Origin of the sequence: Phenylobacterium sp. (genome assembly GCF_037968635.1) — a bacterium.
Classification (GTDB): Bacteria; Pseudomonadota; Alphaproteobacteria; order Caulobacterales; family Caulobacteraceae; genus Phenylobacterium.
Map to the genome: position 1 here is coordinate 1 of NZ_JBBKVV010000090.1, position 14,417 is coordinate 14,417.

Genomic DNA, 14,417 nt, shown 5'->3' on the forward strand with positions numbered 1-14,417 from the left:
ACGGCCTGCGCCACGCCGCCTCGCTCCCCACCACCCGCACGATCCGCCGGAAGTGCGGGCAGCCCATCAGCTCGGGCGCCTGACAGGCGGCGGCGTGGCGCAGGCCGTCGCGCATGCGGGTCAAATCCGCGATCCGGCGGTCCAGGGTGTCGGCCTTGGCCGCCAGCTCGGCCTTGTCGATCCGCGGCCCGCCCTCGCCCGCCAGCATGGCGGCGATCTCCTCCAGGGAGAACCCGGCCGCCTGGGCCAGCCCGATCAGCGCCAGCCGCTCCAGCACATCGGGATCGAACAGCCGCTTCAGGCCGCGTCGCCCCGACGAGACGATCAGCCCCTTGTCCTCGTAATAGCGCAGGGCCGAGGCCCGCACCCCGGAGCGCCGCGCCAGCTGCGCGATATCGATGTCACTCATCGCTTGACCTCAAGTCGCTTGCAGAGTGCCGCCACCACACCGCCTTCGACGTCACTCATCGCTTGACCTCAAGTCGGCTTGAACTTGCACAGTGCGCTCACCCAACCGATGACCGCAAGACCACAGGAGCCGACCATGACCGCCCAATCCACCCAGACCCCCACCCAGGCCGCCTATTGGGGCCAGGCCGGCGGCCAGGCCTGGGTCGAGCTGCAGGACCTGATGGACCGCCTGAACCAGCCGATCTGCGACGCTGTGGTCGCCGCCGGCTTCCCGGGCGCAGGCGGGGCCGTGGTCGACATCGGCTGCGGCGCCGGCGCCACCACGCTCGCCATGGCCCGCCGGGTCGGGCCGCAGGGCCGCAGCGTCGGCGTCGACGTCTCCGCCCCCCTACTGGCCGCCGCGCGGACCTCGGCCCAGGCGCAGGGCGTCCCCAACACCGAGTTCCTCGAAGGCGACGCCCAGACCTTCGACCTCGGCGAGGCCGCCTACGACGCCGCCATCTCCCGCTTCGGCGTCATGTTCTTCGCCGACTTCGACTCAGCCTTCGCCAATCTGCGCCGCGCCCTGAAGCCAGGCGGCAAGCTCGCCTTCGCCTGCTGGCGCAGCCCCGCCGACAACCCCCTGGCCGGCGCCCCGGTGGAGGCCGCCGCCCCCTTCCTGCCGCCGATGCCGCAAGCCGACCCCGACGCGCCGGGCCGCTGGGCCTTCGCCAAGCCCGACCGGGTGCGCGGCATCCTTGAGCGCAGCGGCTGGCGAGACATCGACATCACCCCCCTCGACGTCCCCACCCCCATCGCCTTCGACGACCTGATGACGCTGAGCCTGCGCATGGGGGCGCTCGGCGCGGTCCTGCAACAGGCCGACGAAGCCACTCAGGCCAAGGTCCGCACGGCGGTCGCCGAACGGCTGGCGGCCTATGAGGCCGATGGCATGATAGCCATGAGCTCAGCCTGCTGGCTGGTGACGGCGCGGGCTTAGGCCACCTTAAAAATGTCCGTCATGGCCGGGCTTGTTACCGGCCATGACGATCAGGACGAGGGCCGAAGCCTCGCCGCCGCCAGCGCGTCCGCCCGCGCCACCTTCTCCGCCCCGAGCGCCCAACGCCCCTCGTCCCGCGCCCAGGTCAGCATCTTGGCGAACTCCGGATTGCGCGCCTGCCAGTACATCAGGCTGCTGTAGCAGGGCATCTTCGGGTCCCGCGCCACGTCGCGCAGGCAGACGCCCGTCGTCAGGCGGGTCAGGATCTGGTCGAACAGCCCCTCGGTCAGGCGGCGCGGATTGTGGAGGCGGTGACGCCGCCCGCTCAGCTTGGCCACCTGCAGGGCCTTGTCAAAGTCCGGCCGCATCCGCCGCCATCTCGCCAGGATCGGCCGGCTTGGAAGGGCCGGGTCCGCCTCCACATCGGCCACGAACTCACCGAACGCCACCCGCCGGATAAACTCGTCGGCGATGGTCTCGTCATACCAGGCCCATTTGCGCAGCCTGATCTTACGGGCCACCGCGGAGGCCGCCTGGAGCGCTTGGGCGAAATCCGGCCGCTCCGAGGTCCAGCGCTTCAGCCGCCGTCGGTTCGGAAACTCCGGGCGTCGCAGAACCTCCCGTATCGCCGCCCCGCGCCTCACCTCCATCAGAAAGGCCTCAGCCCGCTCGGGATCGAACACCGGCCCCGCCGTGGCGCTGACCTCCATGCCGCGCCGCCACTGCCGCGCGTACATAAGCCGATCGGCGAAGCCCTGATCGGCCTTGGCCCAGCGATAGATCGTCTGCCGGCTCGGAAAGCCCGGCCGCGCGTCCAACTGTTCCAGCCGCGCGCCCTTCTCCACCGCCTCACAGACGCGGACCATCATCTCTTTGCGTGGATAGGCGAAGGCCATGAGGTGAGACTATCAGTGACGCGGGAAAAGAACAAAAGAAGAACAATAATTCTCGCGCAACGCTCAGAGCAACTAAGCCTCTCCCCCAAGGGGGCAGGGCAATCGCATATGGAAAATTCGGCGCTTGAGGTTTGCGATGCCTGAAGATGCTCCCCTCCTGGGGGAGCTGGCGCGAAGCGCCTGAGGGGGACTTTGACCCTTGTTTTGGGGTCGAAGGGATCAACGACGTTGATCCCCCTCCGTCCCATCGCGTTGCGATGGTCCACCTCCCCCACATCGGCCTACGGCCTGGGGGAGGATCAATCCAGCGCCCGCACAAACTCAGCGCACGAAGCCACATGCGATAGCCCTGCCCTTGCGGGGAGGGGAGCGCCGATCGCGCGCCCTGGCGAAACGTAGCCCGCGCCATCACACCGCGATGCCGAACCGCCGCCGGATGTCCCGTAGCGGCTGGTTCCGCAGGGCCTCGAAATCCGTCCAGGGCCAGGGCCGGCTCTGCCTCAGGCACCGCACCAGGGTCCGGGGCACGATGATCACCGCGGCCACCAGGGTCCGCAGGATCTCCGAGAGCCGCAGGGTCCGGTATATGTCCTGGGAGTCGTGCAGGGCATAGCCGCCCAGCACCGACAGGCCGCCCGTGGTTCCAAACAGGCTCGCCAGCTTCACCACCGCCTCATCAGGCAGCGAGGTTCCGCGCCCGTACACCACATGCACCGCGTCGTGGCTGCGGAAGAACGCCGCCGCCGGGGCCGACAAGGCGTCGCCCCGCTTGAGACCGGGATTGTCGCGGTAGTATTCCGCCAGGCCCTCGGCCAGGGTCATGGCGCAGTCCTGCGTTTGAAAAGCATGCATGGTCCTGTCCCCCTGGGAGCTGCGCATGGCCGGCGCCGCGCGCGCTGTCCTTCCTAAGGTCGTGCGGCCCCGAGGTTCGGTTCGATCCCCACAGCCAAGATTCTTTTCATAATGGCGGAGCTTTCCGGCCACGGCTGCGTTTGTTGATCATAGGGGCTGGTTAAGACCCCTTCCTAGACGCGACAGAGAGGGCCCTTCATGACCGCGACCACGACCTCCGCCGACAAGGAATTCATGGGCGAACTCACCGCCCTCATCCCCCACATGCGGGCCTTTGCGCACTCCCTGTGCCGCAACGCCGTGGAAGCCGACGACCTGGCCCAGGACGCCCTGCTGCGCGCCTGGAACAACCGCGCCAGCTATCAGCCGGGCACCAATATGAAGGCCTGGACCTTCATGATCCTGCGCAACCAGTTCTATTCCGACAAGCGCCGTTCGTGGCGCTCGACCCAACTCGACCCGGAAACCGCCGAGCGGACCCTGGTCGCCGTCTCCAACCCCATCGCCACCCTGGAGCTGGACGAAGTCCGCCGGGCCCTGGCCATGCTGCCCGACGACCAGCGCGAGGCCCTGATCCTGATCGGCGCCGGCGGCCTGTCCTATGAGGAAGTCGCCGACATCTGCGGCAGCGCCATCGGCACCATCAAGAGCCGCGTCAGCCGCGCCCGCGACCGCCTGGCCCTGATCCTGGCCGAAGGCTCCTACGACCAGGACGAGGTCCTGCCGTCGTCGGCCATGTCGACCCTGATGAGCACCCTGGACCGCCTCTGCGCCCCGCGCCTGGCGGCTTAGCTAAAGATCCCCCACCCGGAGCTCCCCCTGCTTCGGGACAAGTGAACTGAGCCGCCGCTGCCCCCGCAGCCGGCGGCTTCTTCTTGCCCGCTTGGCGGGTCCTCCTCCCTTGGGGACCGGGAGGTTCGGACAGGTGGCCACGACCTGGCTCAAAAAATCATCGCCCGCCTGGGGCTTGTCGCGGACGATCCGTGATTAGATCGGCCCGACTCGATTGAAGGAGCCCCCATGACCACAGCCAGCCCCAAGATGCTGTTCGTCAACCTGCCGGTCCGCGACCTGCCTGCCGCGACCGCCTTCTACGCGGCCATCGGCTGCGAGCAGAACCTGCAATTCAGCAACGAGAACGCCTCGGCCATGGCCTGGTCCGACACCATCAGCTTCATGCTGCTGACCCACGGCTTCTACGCGACCTTCACCACCCAGCCGATCAGCGACGCGCACAAGACCAGCGCCGCCCTCTTCTGCCTTTCCCGCGACAGCCGCGAAGAGGTGGACGCCATCGTCGAGGCCGCGATCCGCGCCGGCGGCCAGGGCGACATCCGCGCCGTCCAGGACCTGCCCTTCATGTACGGCCGCACCTTCGTCGACCCCGACGGCAACGTCTTCGAGCCGATGTGGATGGACATGTCGGCCATGCCGACGGGGTGAGAGGCGACCTAAGATCCTCCCCCAGGCGCGCAGCGCCGATGTGGGGGAGGTGGACCGTCGCGCAGCGGCGGGACGGAGGGGGATCAACGTCGTTGACCCTTCGACCCCAAAACAAGAGTCAAAGCCCCCCTCAGTCAGCTTCGCCGACAGCTCCCCCAGAGGGGGAGCGTCTGGCTTTCTAGTGCTGGCTTTCCGGCATGCGGACCACCAGGCCCTCAAGCTCGTCGCTGACCTTGATCTGGCAGGACAGGCGGCTGTTGGGCTCCACGTTCTCGGCGAAGTCGAGCATGGATTCCTCCATGGCCGACTTGGTCCCGGTCTTGGACTCCCAGGCGTCGTCCACATAGACGTGGCAGGTGGCGCAGGCGCAGGCCCCGCCGCAGTCGGCGTCGATGCCCGGGACGTTGTTCTTCACCGCGCCTTCCATCACCGTCAGGCCGTTCTTTACGTCGATGACGTGCTCGGTCCCGCTGTGCTCGATATAGGTGATCTTGGCCATTTACTCCCCTTCGCCCGCCTTAGGCGGCGACCTCTTTCATTGAAACCGATGGATCTGCAAGCCTGTCGAGATTGACCGGTTTGCGGTTCCCGATGAGCTGTCGGCCCATCATGTATTCCGGCGGGGCGTTGACCGCCTCCACCGATTGCACCTGATCGCCCTTCAAATGGAAGATGGCGAACTTGCCGGACGCGGGATCGCCGCGCACGAGAATCTTGTCGGCGTCGAAGGGCAGGCCCGCGATCTGCAGCTTCAGATCATACTGGTCCGACCAGTTCCACGGCACTTCGGGCGACGGCGCCGGGCGGCCGGTGATGGCGGCGGCCACCTGTTTGGCCTGTTCGAGCGCGCTCGGCACGCTCTCGGGGCCGAACATGCGGTCATAATGCGGCAGCGGCCGGTGGCTGCAATCGCCGATGGCGAAGATCGAGGGGTCGGAGGACCGCGCCTCCAGGTCCACCACCACGCCGCGGGCGGTCTCCAGGCCGGCGTCGGCGGCGATCTCGTCATTGGGCTTGCCGCCCACCCCCACCAGGACCGCGTCGGCCGCGATCACCCGTCCGTCGGTCATCTTCACAGCCGTAACCTTGCCGCCCTCGCCCAGCAGGCGCTCGATCTGGGCGCCCAGCTCGAAGGTCACGCCCCGGGCGCGGTGATAGTCAGCAAAGAAGGTCGACAGCACCTCGCAGGCGCTGCGGGCCAGGATGCGGCTCTCGCGCTCGAACACGGTGGCGTCGGCGCCCAGGGCCCGGGCCGAGGCCGCGACCTCCAGGCCGATATAGCCGCCGCCGATGATCGCGATGTGGTGGCCGGGCTTCAGGTGACCCTTCAGCTCCTCGGCGTCGGCGGCCGAGCGCAGGGAGAGAACGCCTGAGAGCTCGGCGCCCGGCAGGGGCAGCTTGTTGGGCCGCATGCCGGTGGCGATCACCAGGATGTCGTAGGAGACCGTGGAGCCGTCGGACAGGGTCACGGTCTTCTCGGCGCGCTTCAGGGCGACCGCGGCGATGTTGGGCCGGAAGTCGATCTGGTTCTCGGCGTAGAATTCCAGCGGTTTGAGCGCCAGCGAGTCCTCGTCGGCCTCGCCCTTCAGCCAGGCCTTGGACAGCGGCGGACGCTGGTAGGGCGCGACGGGTTCGTCCCCCACCATGGTGATGGGTCCGGTAAAGCCGTATTGGCGCAACAGGGCCACGAGGGTGCCACCGGCATGCCCCGCCCCGAGAACCACGACATGTGCGTCCACTGAACTCATGACAGCCCCATGCAGAAAAATGACGGGTGCGTCAACTTACCGAACAGAGTTCGGATGGTCAGACGACCCGTTCGGCCAGCGTCTTCTTGATCTCGGCGATGGCCTTGGCGGGATTTAGACCCTTCGGACACACCTGGGCGCAATTCATGATGGTGTGGCAGCGGTAGAGCTTGAAGGGGTCCTCCAGGGCGTCCAGCCGCTCGCCGGTGGCCTCGTCTCTGGAGTCGATCAGCCAGCGGTAGGCGTGCAGCAGGGTGGCGGGACCCAGGTACTTGTCACCGTTCCACCAGTAGCTCGGGCATGAGGTCGTGCAGCAGGCGCAAAGGATGCACTCATAGAGGCCGTCCAGCTTCTCGCGGTCCTGCGGGCTCTGGATCCACTCCTTCTGCGGCTCGGGCGTGGTGGTGTGCAGCCAGGGCTCGATCGAGGCGTACTGGGCGTAGAACATGGTCAGGTCGGGGATCAGATCCTTGACCACCGGCATGCTGGGCAGGGGGGCGATGGAGCACTCATGGCCCGGCTCATCGGCATGGCCGTGGGTGCAGGCCAGCGTGTTGCGGCCGCCGATGTTCATGGCGCAGGAGCCGCAGACCCCCTCGCGGCACGAGCGGCGGAAGGCGAGCGTCGGGTCGATGGTGTTCTTGATGTGGATCAGGACGTCCAGGACCATCGGGCCGCAGTTGTCGACATCCACGTCATAGGTGTCCCACCGGGGGTTCTCTGTCCCCTCGGGATCATAGCGATAGACCTTGAAGGTCTTGGTCTTGCCAGACCCCGCCGGCGCCGCGTGGTGGCGGCCCTTCTGGACGCGGGAGTTCTTCGGCAGGGTAAGCTGGACCATCAGAGGGCTTCCTTAGGCGTAGACCCGGGATCGGCAGCGAGGGCTGGCTGCCCATACCAGTCGATCCGGCGCGTGAAATACATGACTGCGGCAATGGCCGCGAAACTGGCGAGCGCCCCGATCAGCAGGGCGAAGTCCTCCAGGCGCATCAGGACATAGATCAGCACATAGAGGAGCGAGAAGGCGGCGAGCGCGATCACACCCTGCTTGCGGCTCTCGAAAACCCAACCGGCATAGGCCGAGATCAGCCCCACCGTCGCCGAGGCCGCGATGGCGAAGGCCACGTCGAAGCCGGTGTGCTCGGCGATGGAGAGCAGCAGCAAGTAGAAGATTATCTGGGCCAGGCCGATCAGGACGTACTGGGCCGGGTGGACCCGCTTGCCCTGGGTGGTCTCGAACATGAAATAGGCCAGGAACACCAGGCCGACGAACATCAGGGCGTATTTCAACGACCGCGCCACCGACTGATAGGGGTTGGCCGGCTCGATGAAGGACACGCCGAGCGCCGTGGCCCCCAGGCGGGTCAGGGTCTCGGCCGTGCCCTGGGACGGCACGCCGCGCGCGATGAAGGGGACGCTCCAGGTGGCGGTGAAGCCGTCGGGCGCCAGGGTGCGCTGGGCGGGCAGGAAGCCGCCGTCGAAGCTGGGATGGGGCCAGTCGCTCTTGGCGGTCACCGTGGTGGTCTTGGCGTAGGCCAGGACGGCCAGGCGCTGGGCGCCGGAGAACTTCATGTTGGCGGTGGCCTGGAACCGGGCGTCGGGCTGGGCCAGCCCCCCGGCCGGCGACCCGAACAGGCGCAGGTCGCCCCTGGGCCTTTCGCCATCGCCGCCACCCCCGCCGCCGACGTCCGACAGCACCGAAGCCGGGGCCACGGTCAGGGCGCGGCCGGCCGCGGTCAGCACAATGTCAGCCTGGGCGCCCCGGGCGTCCGACGCGCCGATCAGCAGTTCGGCGCGGCCCCAGTCCAGCACCGCGTCTCGCGGCGCCTGGGCGGCGATCCCCGTGAGATCGAAGTCGGCCTTGAAGGCCAGGCCGGCCTGGTAGACCGGCACCTTGAACAGCGACCGGTGGCGGACCTCGGACTTGGCCTGGACTTGGGCGTCGCCCTTGACCGGGAAGACAATGAAGACGCCGCTGCTGGCGCCCACCTTCGGGTCGCTTGAGGGGATCGTATAGGGGACGCCGAGCACCGGCCCCAGGAAGGTCTGAGGCCCGCCCACCAGCTCGCCGACCTCGCGGGCCACCTCCTCGGCGCGGTTGGTGCGGCCGTCCAAGAGCATGAAGACGAAGAAGGCCGGGATGCTCATCAGCACCGCCAGGGCGCAGACCAGCAGCAGTTTCAGGCCCATGGAGCGGCTGGGGGGGCGGATGAGCGGCGCGGGGTTCATTGGACGCCGGCCTTCTGCGCCAGGATGATCGCGCCGTGATAGCCGTCGTGATTGGTGGGCAGCAGGGTGAGCTCGCCCAGCCCGGCGCGCTTCAGGGCCTGGACCACCTCCGACAGCGGATAGTCGTACATGCGCATGGTGCCGGTGGGCAGGCGCGCGGCCTCCCGCTCCCATCGCCAGCGGCGATAGCGGGCGCGAAGGTCATGCCCCTGGTCGGGCGAGAGATGGGCGTCACGCCAGAAGGTCAGCTGCAGGCTGATCAGTCCGCCGGGCGCCAGCCGCGCCAGCAGGTCGTTGAGCAGGGCCAGGCCGCGGGCCGGCGGGATGTGCTGGAAGACGATGAAGGAGTTGATCCAGTCGAAGGGTCCGTCCGGCAGGGTGTCGGTATAGGTCACCGGGGCGCCGCGCTCGCGGGCCTTGGCCAGCATGCCCGGCGAGATGTCCAGGCCCGTCACCGTGGCGCGGCGCGCCATGGCCTCGCTCAACCGCCCGACCCCGCAGCCGAAGTCCAGGGCCTGTCCGTGCGGCGCGGTCCCGGTGGCCCGCTCCAGCCTGGCGGCGATGTCGCCGATATAGGTCTCGCCCGAGGCGTAGAAGGCCTCGAGCTTCTGATCGTTCAGGTTCTCCGCCCGGTAGTCCGGATGGGTGATCACCCCCCAAAAGGGGTCGCGCGCGCCCAGCTCTCGCCAGTCGGCATCGGTGTCACGCTGAAGGACGGTGGCCTGCACGTGCTCGGGCTCAGTACACCCGCGCCTTGGGCGGGATGTAAGCGATGTCATTGGTCATGGTGAAGTCGTGCACCGGGCGGTAGTCGATGGCCACCTTGCCCGTGGCGTCGTCGAACCAGGTCAGGGTGTGCTTCATCCACTGTTTGTCGTCGCGGTCGGGGAAGTCCTCGTGCGCGTGGGCGCCACGGCTTTCGGTGCGGTTGTGCGCCCCCACCACCGTGGTCACCGCCTGGCCGATCAGGTTGTCCAGCTCCAGGGTCTCCATGAGGTCGGTGTTCCAGACCATGCCCCGGTCGGTGACCTTCAGGTCGGAGCGCTTGGCCTGGACGGCCTCCAGACGCTTCACGCCCGACGCCAGGCTGTCGCTGGTGCGGAACACCGCGGCGTCCTCCTGCATGGCCATCTGCATCTCCAGACGCAGGGCCGCCGTGGTCGTGCCGCCCGAAGCGTTGCGGAACCGGTCGAAGCGGGCCAGGTGGGCGTCGGTCTCAACCGCCTTCAGCTCCGGCTGGGTCGCCCCGGCCTTGATGGTCGCCGCCGTGCGCAGCGCCGCCGACCGGCCGAACACCACCAGGTCGATCAGCGAGTTGGACCCCAGCCGGTTGGCCCCGTGCACCGAAACGCACGCCGCCTCCCCCACCGCCATCAGCCCCGGCACCACCTTGTCCGGATTGTCCCCCTCGCGCGTAACCACCTCGGAGAAGAAGTTGGTCGGAATACCGCCCATGTTGTAATGCACGGTCGGGAGCACAGGTATTGGTTGTTTGGTGACGTCAACACCTGCGAAGATCTTGGCGCTTTCTGAAATCCCCGGCAGGCGCTGGTGCAGGATCTTGGGATCCAGGTGATCGAGGTGCAGATGGATGTGGTCTTTCTTGGGACCCACGCCACGGCCCTCACGGATCTCGATGGTCATGGCCCGGCTGACCATGTCGCGGGGCGCCAGGTCCTTCACGGACGGCGCATAGCGCTCCATGAACCGTTCGCCCTCGGAATTGGTCAGGTATCCGCCCTCGCCGCGCGCGCCCTCGGTGATCAGGCAGCCGGCGCCGTAGATGCCGGTGGGGTGGAACTGCACGAACTCCATGTCCTGCAGCGGCAGCCCGGCCCGCAGGGCCATGCCGCCGCCGTCGCCGGTGCAGGTGTGGGCGCTGGTGGCCGAGAAATAGGCCCGGCCATAGCCGCCGGTCGCCAGGATCACCTGCTGGGCCTGAAACCGGTGCAGGGTCCCGTCATCCAGCTTCCACGCCGTCACCCCCCGGCAGACGCCCTCGTCCATGATCAGATCGAGGGCGAAGTACTCGATGAAGAACTCCGTCGAGTGGGCCAGGGACTGGCCGTACATCGTGTGCAGCATGGCGTGGCCGGTGCGGTCGGCCGCCGCGCAGGTGCGCTGGATCGGGGCCTCGCCATAGTTGCGGGTCATGCCGCCGAAGGCCCGTTGATAGATCTTGCCCTCAGGCGTCCGGCTGAAGGGCACGCCCCAGTGCTCCAGCTCGTAGACCGCGGCCGGCGCGTTGCGGCACAGGTATTCGATGGCGTCCTGGTCGCCCAGCCAGTCCGACCCCTTGACGGTGTCGTACATGTGCCAGCGCCAGTCGTCCTCACCCATGTTCCCGAGGCTGGCGGAGATGCCGCCCTGGGCCGCCACGGTGTGGGAGCGGGTCGGGAAAACCTTGGAGATGCAGGCCGTCTTCAGGCCGGCCTGGGCGCAGCCAAGCGCGGCGCGGAGGCCGGAACCGCCGGCGCCCACGACAACGACGTCGAACTTGTGGTCGATGAACTCATAAGTCGCCATGGGACCGATCAAGCGCCTCCCAGCGCGACCTTGAGGATGGAGAACACCGCCAGCGAACCCGCCAGGCCGCAGACGAAGAGGTTGAGCAGCAGCAGGGCCGATTTGCTGAAGGTGGTGTGGATGTAGTCTTCCACGATCACCCGCATGCCCGAATGCATGTGCAGGAACGAAATCGCCGTCAGCAGCACCATCAGCACCGCATTGACCGGCTGGCTGATCCAGGCGACCGCGCCGTAATAGTCGGTGCCCGCCAGGGTGATGACGCCGAAGACGGCCCACAGCACCAGGGGCACGAGAGCCACGGAGGTGACCCGCTCGGCGATCCAGTGGCCGACGCCGTGCTTGGCCGAGCCGAGGCCGCGAGCGCGGCGCAGGGGCGTGCGATAATTTTCCATCAGAGCGCTCCCGTCATCCAGGCGATCACCCAGACCGCCAGGGTGGCGGCCACGGAGAAGGCGAAACAGGCGATGGTCACCATGTTGGCGACGGGCAGGCTGAAGCCCTTGCCGCTATCCCAGAACAGGTGCTGCACGCCCTTGGCCAGGTGGTAGAACACCGACAGGGTCAGGCCGAACATGACGATCTTGCCCAGCGGAGAGCCCAGCAGGTCCATGAAGGCTTGGTAGGCGTCGGGCCCCGCGGCGAGGGACAGGGCCCAGCCCGCCAGGATCAGGGCGCCGACATAGAGCGCGACGCCGGTCATCCGGTGGAAGATGGACCCCGTCATGGTGACGTGGAACCGCCAGTGGAAGGCCAGCGGCCCGCCTGAGGTCAGGTGCGGCGACAACGGGCGCTCGCGAAGGCCAGTCGGGGTTTCAGCCATGACGGTTTCCAAGAGAATGAAGCGGCTCCGCTTTTAAGCGCCGGTCGCCCGGTGTCAACGAACCGCAGGGCGGAAGCGCGCGTCATCGCGCGCCATGGCGAAGTAGGGCCCAAGCGGCCGAAGAACCCGACGCAGCGTCACCTCCTGATCCGCGATGCCCAGCGATTCACAATACCGGCGCAGGTCGCCTTCGGCCTCCGCGGTGACCAGGCTGAACATCCGGTCCTCAGTGACCACGCCGCCCAGCCAAAAGGCGCCCACCGCCTTGTAGGCGTCTGTCGCCCATCGGGCGTGCAGGGCCACCTGACTGGGATCGGTGGTATCGAAGCGCGGTGGGATGGTTCGCTCCATCAGATAGGTAAGCATGCGACACTCCGCTTGATCTAAATTCGCATTCCGCGAAGCCTCATGCCAAATTTCCCCCGCCGCAATGCGCGAGTGGCTTAGTCTTCCTTCGCAAGAGACGAAGTATGAGATTCGACTTCACCGATCTGAAGCTGTTCTGCGACGTGGTCGACGCCGGTTCCATCACCCACGGCGCCGAACGCAGCGCGCTGGCCCTGGCGGCGGCTTCGACGCGGATTCGCGGCATGGAGGACAGCCTCGGGACCAGGCTGCTGGTGCGATCCCGCCAGGGCGTGACTCCCACCCCCGCCGGCCTGATGCTGCTGAAGCATGCCCGGACCATCCTGGCCCAGAGCGCGCGAATGCGGGACGATCTGGGCGCCTATGCCGGCGGTCTCACAGGCGAGGTCCGGCTGCTGGCCAACACCAACGCCTCGACGGAATTCCTGCCCGAGGCCCTGGCCCGCTTCCTGGCCGACAATCCCAAGGTCCGGGTCGACCTCGAGGAGCGGCTCTCCGACGAGATCGTCGGCCTGATCGCCGAGGGCGTCGGCGACATCGGCATCGTCGCCGGCACCGTCGACGTCGGGGGGCTGGAGACCTTCCCGTTCCGCTCCGACCGCTTCGTGGTGGTGGCGCAGAAGGGCCATCCCCTGGCCGCCCACGCTGGCGTGGCCTTCGCCGAGGTCCTGGCCTTCGATCTTGTGGGGCTGGAACGCACCAGCGCCCTGCAGCGCTTCCTGGCCGACAAGGCCGCGCGCCTGGGCTCAGGCCTCAACCTCCGCGTCCAACTCCGCAGCTTCGACGCCGTCTGCCGGCTGGTGGAGGCCGGCGTGGGGGTCGGTGTCGTGCCGCAGTCCACCGCCGCCCGGGTGGCGCACATCACGCCGTTGTGTGTGATCGAGCTGGAGGACGACTGGGCGGTCCGCGACCTCACCCTCTGCGTCCGCCGCTTCGCCGACCTGCGGCCCTACGCCCAGGATTTGGTGCGCAGTTTGCGAGCCTAGCTCTCCGCCAGCCAGTCCGCAGACCGCATTTCCTGCAGGCGCGAGGCGGTGCGTTCGAATTCGAAGGCTCCGTCGCCGGCCGGATAGAGGGCGATGGGCTCGGCCTCGGCGAGCACGATCAGCCGGGTGTGGGCCTCGTAGAGCGCGTCGATGAGGATCACCAGTCGCCGGGCCTCCTCCCGCCGGTTGGGGCCGAGCCTGGGCAGATCCTCGAGGAACACGGTGTGGAAGCGCTCGGCGATGGCCACATAGTCGTTGGGGCCCAGCGCCACCGAGCAAAGGCTGGCGAAGGAGGCGCGCACCATGCCGCCGGCCGCGTGGGGCAAGTGGACCTTGCGGCCCAGCACCTCCAGGGTCTCGCCGACCTCGGCCGCCTTACCCAACATGTCACGCCACAGCGCCTCGAAACTGCGCTGATTGTCCGGGTCGTTGGGCGAGAACCAGACACCCGCCGCCCGCAGCCGGTCCAGGCGGTAGTCGTGGCTCCCGGCCACGCTGACGACGTCGAGACGCGCCTTGATCATCTCGATGAAGGGCAGGAACAGCTGGCGATTGATGCCGTCCTTGTAGAGGGCGTCAGGAACCCTGTTCGAGGTCGCCACCAGGGTCACGCCCTTGGCGAACAGCGCCTCGAACAGCCGCCCCAGGATCATGGCGTCGGCGATGTCGGTGACCTGGAACTCGTCGAAACACAGCAGCCGCGCACCCTCCGCCACAACATCGGCCACGGCGGGGATGGGATCGTCGCCCTTGTGCTGACCAAAACGGGCCTTGCGGGCCGCCGCGTCGCCGGATCGCCATTCGCCGATCAGCCGGTGGATCTCGCCCATGAAGACGTGGAAGTGGGTGCGGCGCTTCCTGGTCACCGGCGCGGACTCGAAGAACAGGTCCATCAGCATGGACTTGCCCCGCCCCACCGGCCCCCAGAGATAGACCCCGCGCTGGGCCTCCGGCTTGCGGAAGAAGGCGGTGAGGCCCGAGGGCTCTGCGCCTTCCAGGTCACCCTCCAGCCGCAGCAGGCCGGCCAGGCCGGCGGCCTGCGTCGGGTCGGGTCGGATCGCGCCGGAGGCGATGCGGGCGTCGTAGGCGGCTTGCAGGGCGGAGGCCATCGCCTCTCCGCCTAGCCCGCGCCGCCAGTGATCACAACAGGGGGGAACA

At 68.0% G+C, this 14,417-nt stretch carries 17 protein-coding genes; 4 read left to right on the plus strand and 13 right to left on the minus strand.

Annotated elements, in window-relative coordinates:
* Positions 1-409: helix-turn-helix domain-containing protein (locus AAC997_RS10955; RefSeq protein ID WP_340645736.1), on the minus strand; the 409-nt coding region annotated here is incomplete at its 3' end.
* Positions 410-544: 135 nt separating this feature from the next.
* On the opposite strand from AAC997_RS10955, the gene AAC997_RS10960 reads away from it, so the two are divergent.
* Positions 545-1,390: a class I SAM-dependent methyltransferase gene (locus AAC997_RS10960; RefSeq protein WP_340645737.1), complete on the plus strand. Its 846-nt coding sequence runs from the start codon at positions 545-547 to the stop codon at positions 1,388-1,390.
* Between the two features lie 50 nt (positions 1,391-1,440).
* Here AAC997_RS10960 and AAC997_RS10965 read toward each other — a convergent pair whose 3' ends face one another.
* Together AAC997_RS10965 and AAC997_RS10970 are read right to left on the minus strand one after the other, a co-directional pair.
* A complete protein-coding gene (locus AAC997_RS10965) occupies positions 1,441-2,286 on the minus strand; it encodes a hypothetical protein (RefSeq protein ID WP_340645738.1) in 846 nt (281 codons plus the stop codon).
* 408 nt (positions 2,287-2,694) lie between these two features.
* Positions 2,695-3,138, minus strand: coding sequence for a hypothetical protein (locus AAC997_RS10970; RefSeq protein WP_340645739.1), 444 nt, complete (start codon positions 3,136-3,138; stop codon positions 2,695-2,697).
* 198 nt (positions 3,139-3,336) lie between these two features.
* On the opposite strand from AAC997_RS10970, the gene AAC997_RS10975 reads away from it, so the two are divergent.
* A complete protein-coding gene (locus tag AAC997_RS10975; protein WP_340645740.1) occupies positions 3,337-3,930 on the plus strand; it encodes a sigma-70 family RNA polymerase sigma factor in 594 nt (197 codons plus the stop codon).
* Positions 3,931-4,158: 228 nt separating this feature from the next.
* A complete protein-coding gene (locus AAC997_RS10980) occupies positions 4,159-4,581 on the plus strand; it encodes a lactoylglutathione lyase (protein ID WP_340645741.1) in 423 nt (140 codons plus the stop codon).
* A gap of 178 nt (positions 4,582-4,759) precedes the next feature.
* Here AAC997_RS10980 and AAC997_RS10985 read toward each other — a convergent pair whose 3' ends face one another.
* From AAC997_RS10985 to AAC997_RS11025, 9 genes are read right to left on the minus strand one after another with little or no spacing between them, the layout of a single operon-like run.
* On the minus strand, positions 4,760-5,080 hold the full coding sequence (locus AAC997_RS10985) for a 2Fe-2S iron-sulfur cluster-binding protein (protein ID WP_340645742.1): 321 nt from the start codon (positions 5,078-5,080) through the stop codon (positions 4,760-4,762).
* A 19-nt stretch (positions 5,081-5,099) separates the two neighbouring features.
* A complete protein-coding gene (locus AAC997_RS10990; RefSeq protein WP_340645743.1) occupies positions 5,100-6,329 on the minus strand; it encodes an FAD-dependent oxidoreductase in 1,230 nt (409 codons plus the stop codon).
* A 58-nt stretch (positions 6,330-6,387) separates the two neighbouring features.
* On the minus strand, positions 6,388-7,170 hold the full coding sequence (locus tag AAC997_RS10995) for a succinate dehydrogenase iron-sulfur subunit (RefSeq protein WP_340645744.1): 783 nt from the start codon (positions 7,168-7,170) through the stop codon (positions 6,388-6,390).
* Complete coding sequence (gene creD, locus AAC997_RS11000) at positions 7,170-8,558, minus strand: cell envelope integrity protein CreD (RefSeq protein ID WP_340645745.1); 1,389 nt, start codon at positions 8,556-8,558, stop codon at positions 7,170-7,172. Before creD ends, AAC997_RS10995 begins: the two co-directional genes overlap by 1 nt.
* Positions 8,555-9,286 carry a class I SAM-dependent methyltransferase gene (locus AAC997_RS11005; protein ID WP_340645746.1) on the minus strand — a complete coding sequence of 244 codons (732 nt, stop codon included), beginning with the start codon at positions 9,284-9,286 and terminating at the stop codon, positions 8,555-8,557. The genes creD and AAC997_RS11005 overlap by 4 nt, the downstream gene beginning before the upstream one ends.
* Positions 9,287-9,296: 10 nt before the next feature.
* Complete coding sequence (gene sdhA / locus AAC997_RS11010; protein ID WP_340645747.1) at positions 9,297-11,084, minus strand: succinate dehydrogenase flavoprotein subunit; 1,788 nt, start codon at positions 11,082-11,084, stop codon at positions 9,297-9,299.
* An 8-nt stretch (positions 11,085-11,092) separates the two neighbouring features.
* Positions 11,093-11,479, minus strand: coding sequence for a succinate dehydrogenase, hydrophobic membrane anchor protein (gene sdhD / locus AAC997_RS11015; RefSeq protein WP_340645748.1), 387 nt, complete (start codon positions 11,477-11,479; stop codon positions 11,093-11,095).
* Complete coding sequence (gene sdhC / locus AAC997_RS11020; RefSeq protein ID WP_340645749.1) at positions 11,479-11,907, minus strand: succinate dehydrogenase, cytochrome b556 subunit; 429 nt, start codon at positions 11,905-11,907, stop codon at positions 11,479-11,481. Before sdhC ends, sdhD begins: the two co-directional genes overlap by 1 nt.
* Positions 11,908-11,961: 54 nt before the next feature.
* Complete coding sequence (locus AAC997_RS11025) at positions 11,962-12,273, minus strand: hypothetical protein (protein ID WP_340645750.1); 312 nt, start codon at positions 12,271-12,273, stop codon at positions 11,962-11,964.
* A gap of 104 nt (positions 12,274-12,377) precedes the next feature.
* On the opposite strand from AAC997_RS11025, the gene AAC997_RS11030 reads away from it, so the two are divergent.
* Entirely contained in the window at positions 12,378-13,259 is an 882-nt protein-coding gene (locus AAC997_RS11030) for a LysR substrate-binding domain-containing protein (RefSeq protein ID WP_340645751.1), read from the plus strand.
* Here AAC997_RS11030 and zapE read toward each other — a convergent pair.
* Positions 13,256-14,368, minus strand: coding sequence for a cell division protein ZapE (zapE, locus tag AAC997_RS11035; RefSeq protein WP_340645752.1), 1,113 nt, complete (start codon positions 14,366-14,368; stop codon positions 13,256-13,258). The genes AAC997_RS11030 and zapE overlap by 4 nt on opposite strands.
* Between the last annotated feature and the right edge of the window lie 49 nt (positions 14,369-14,417).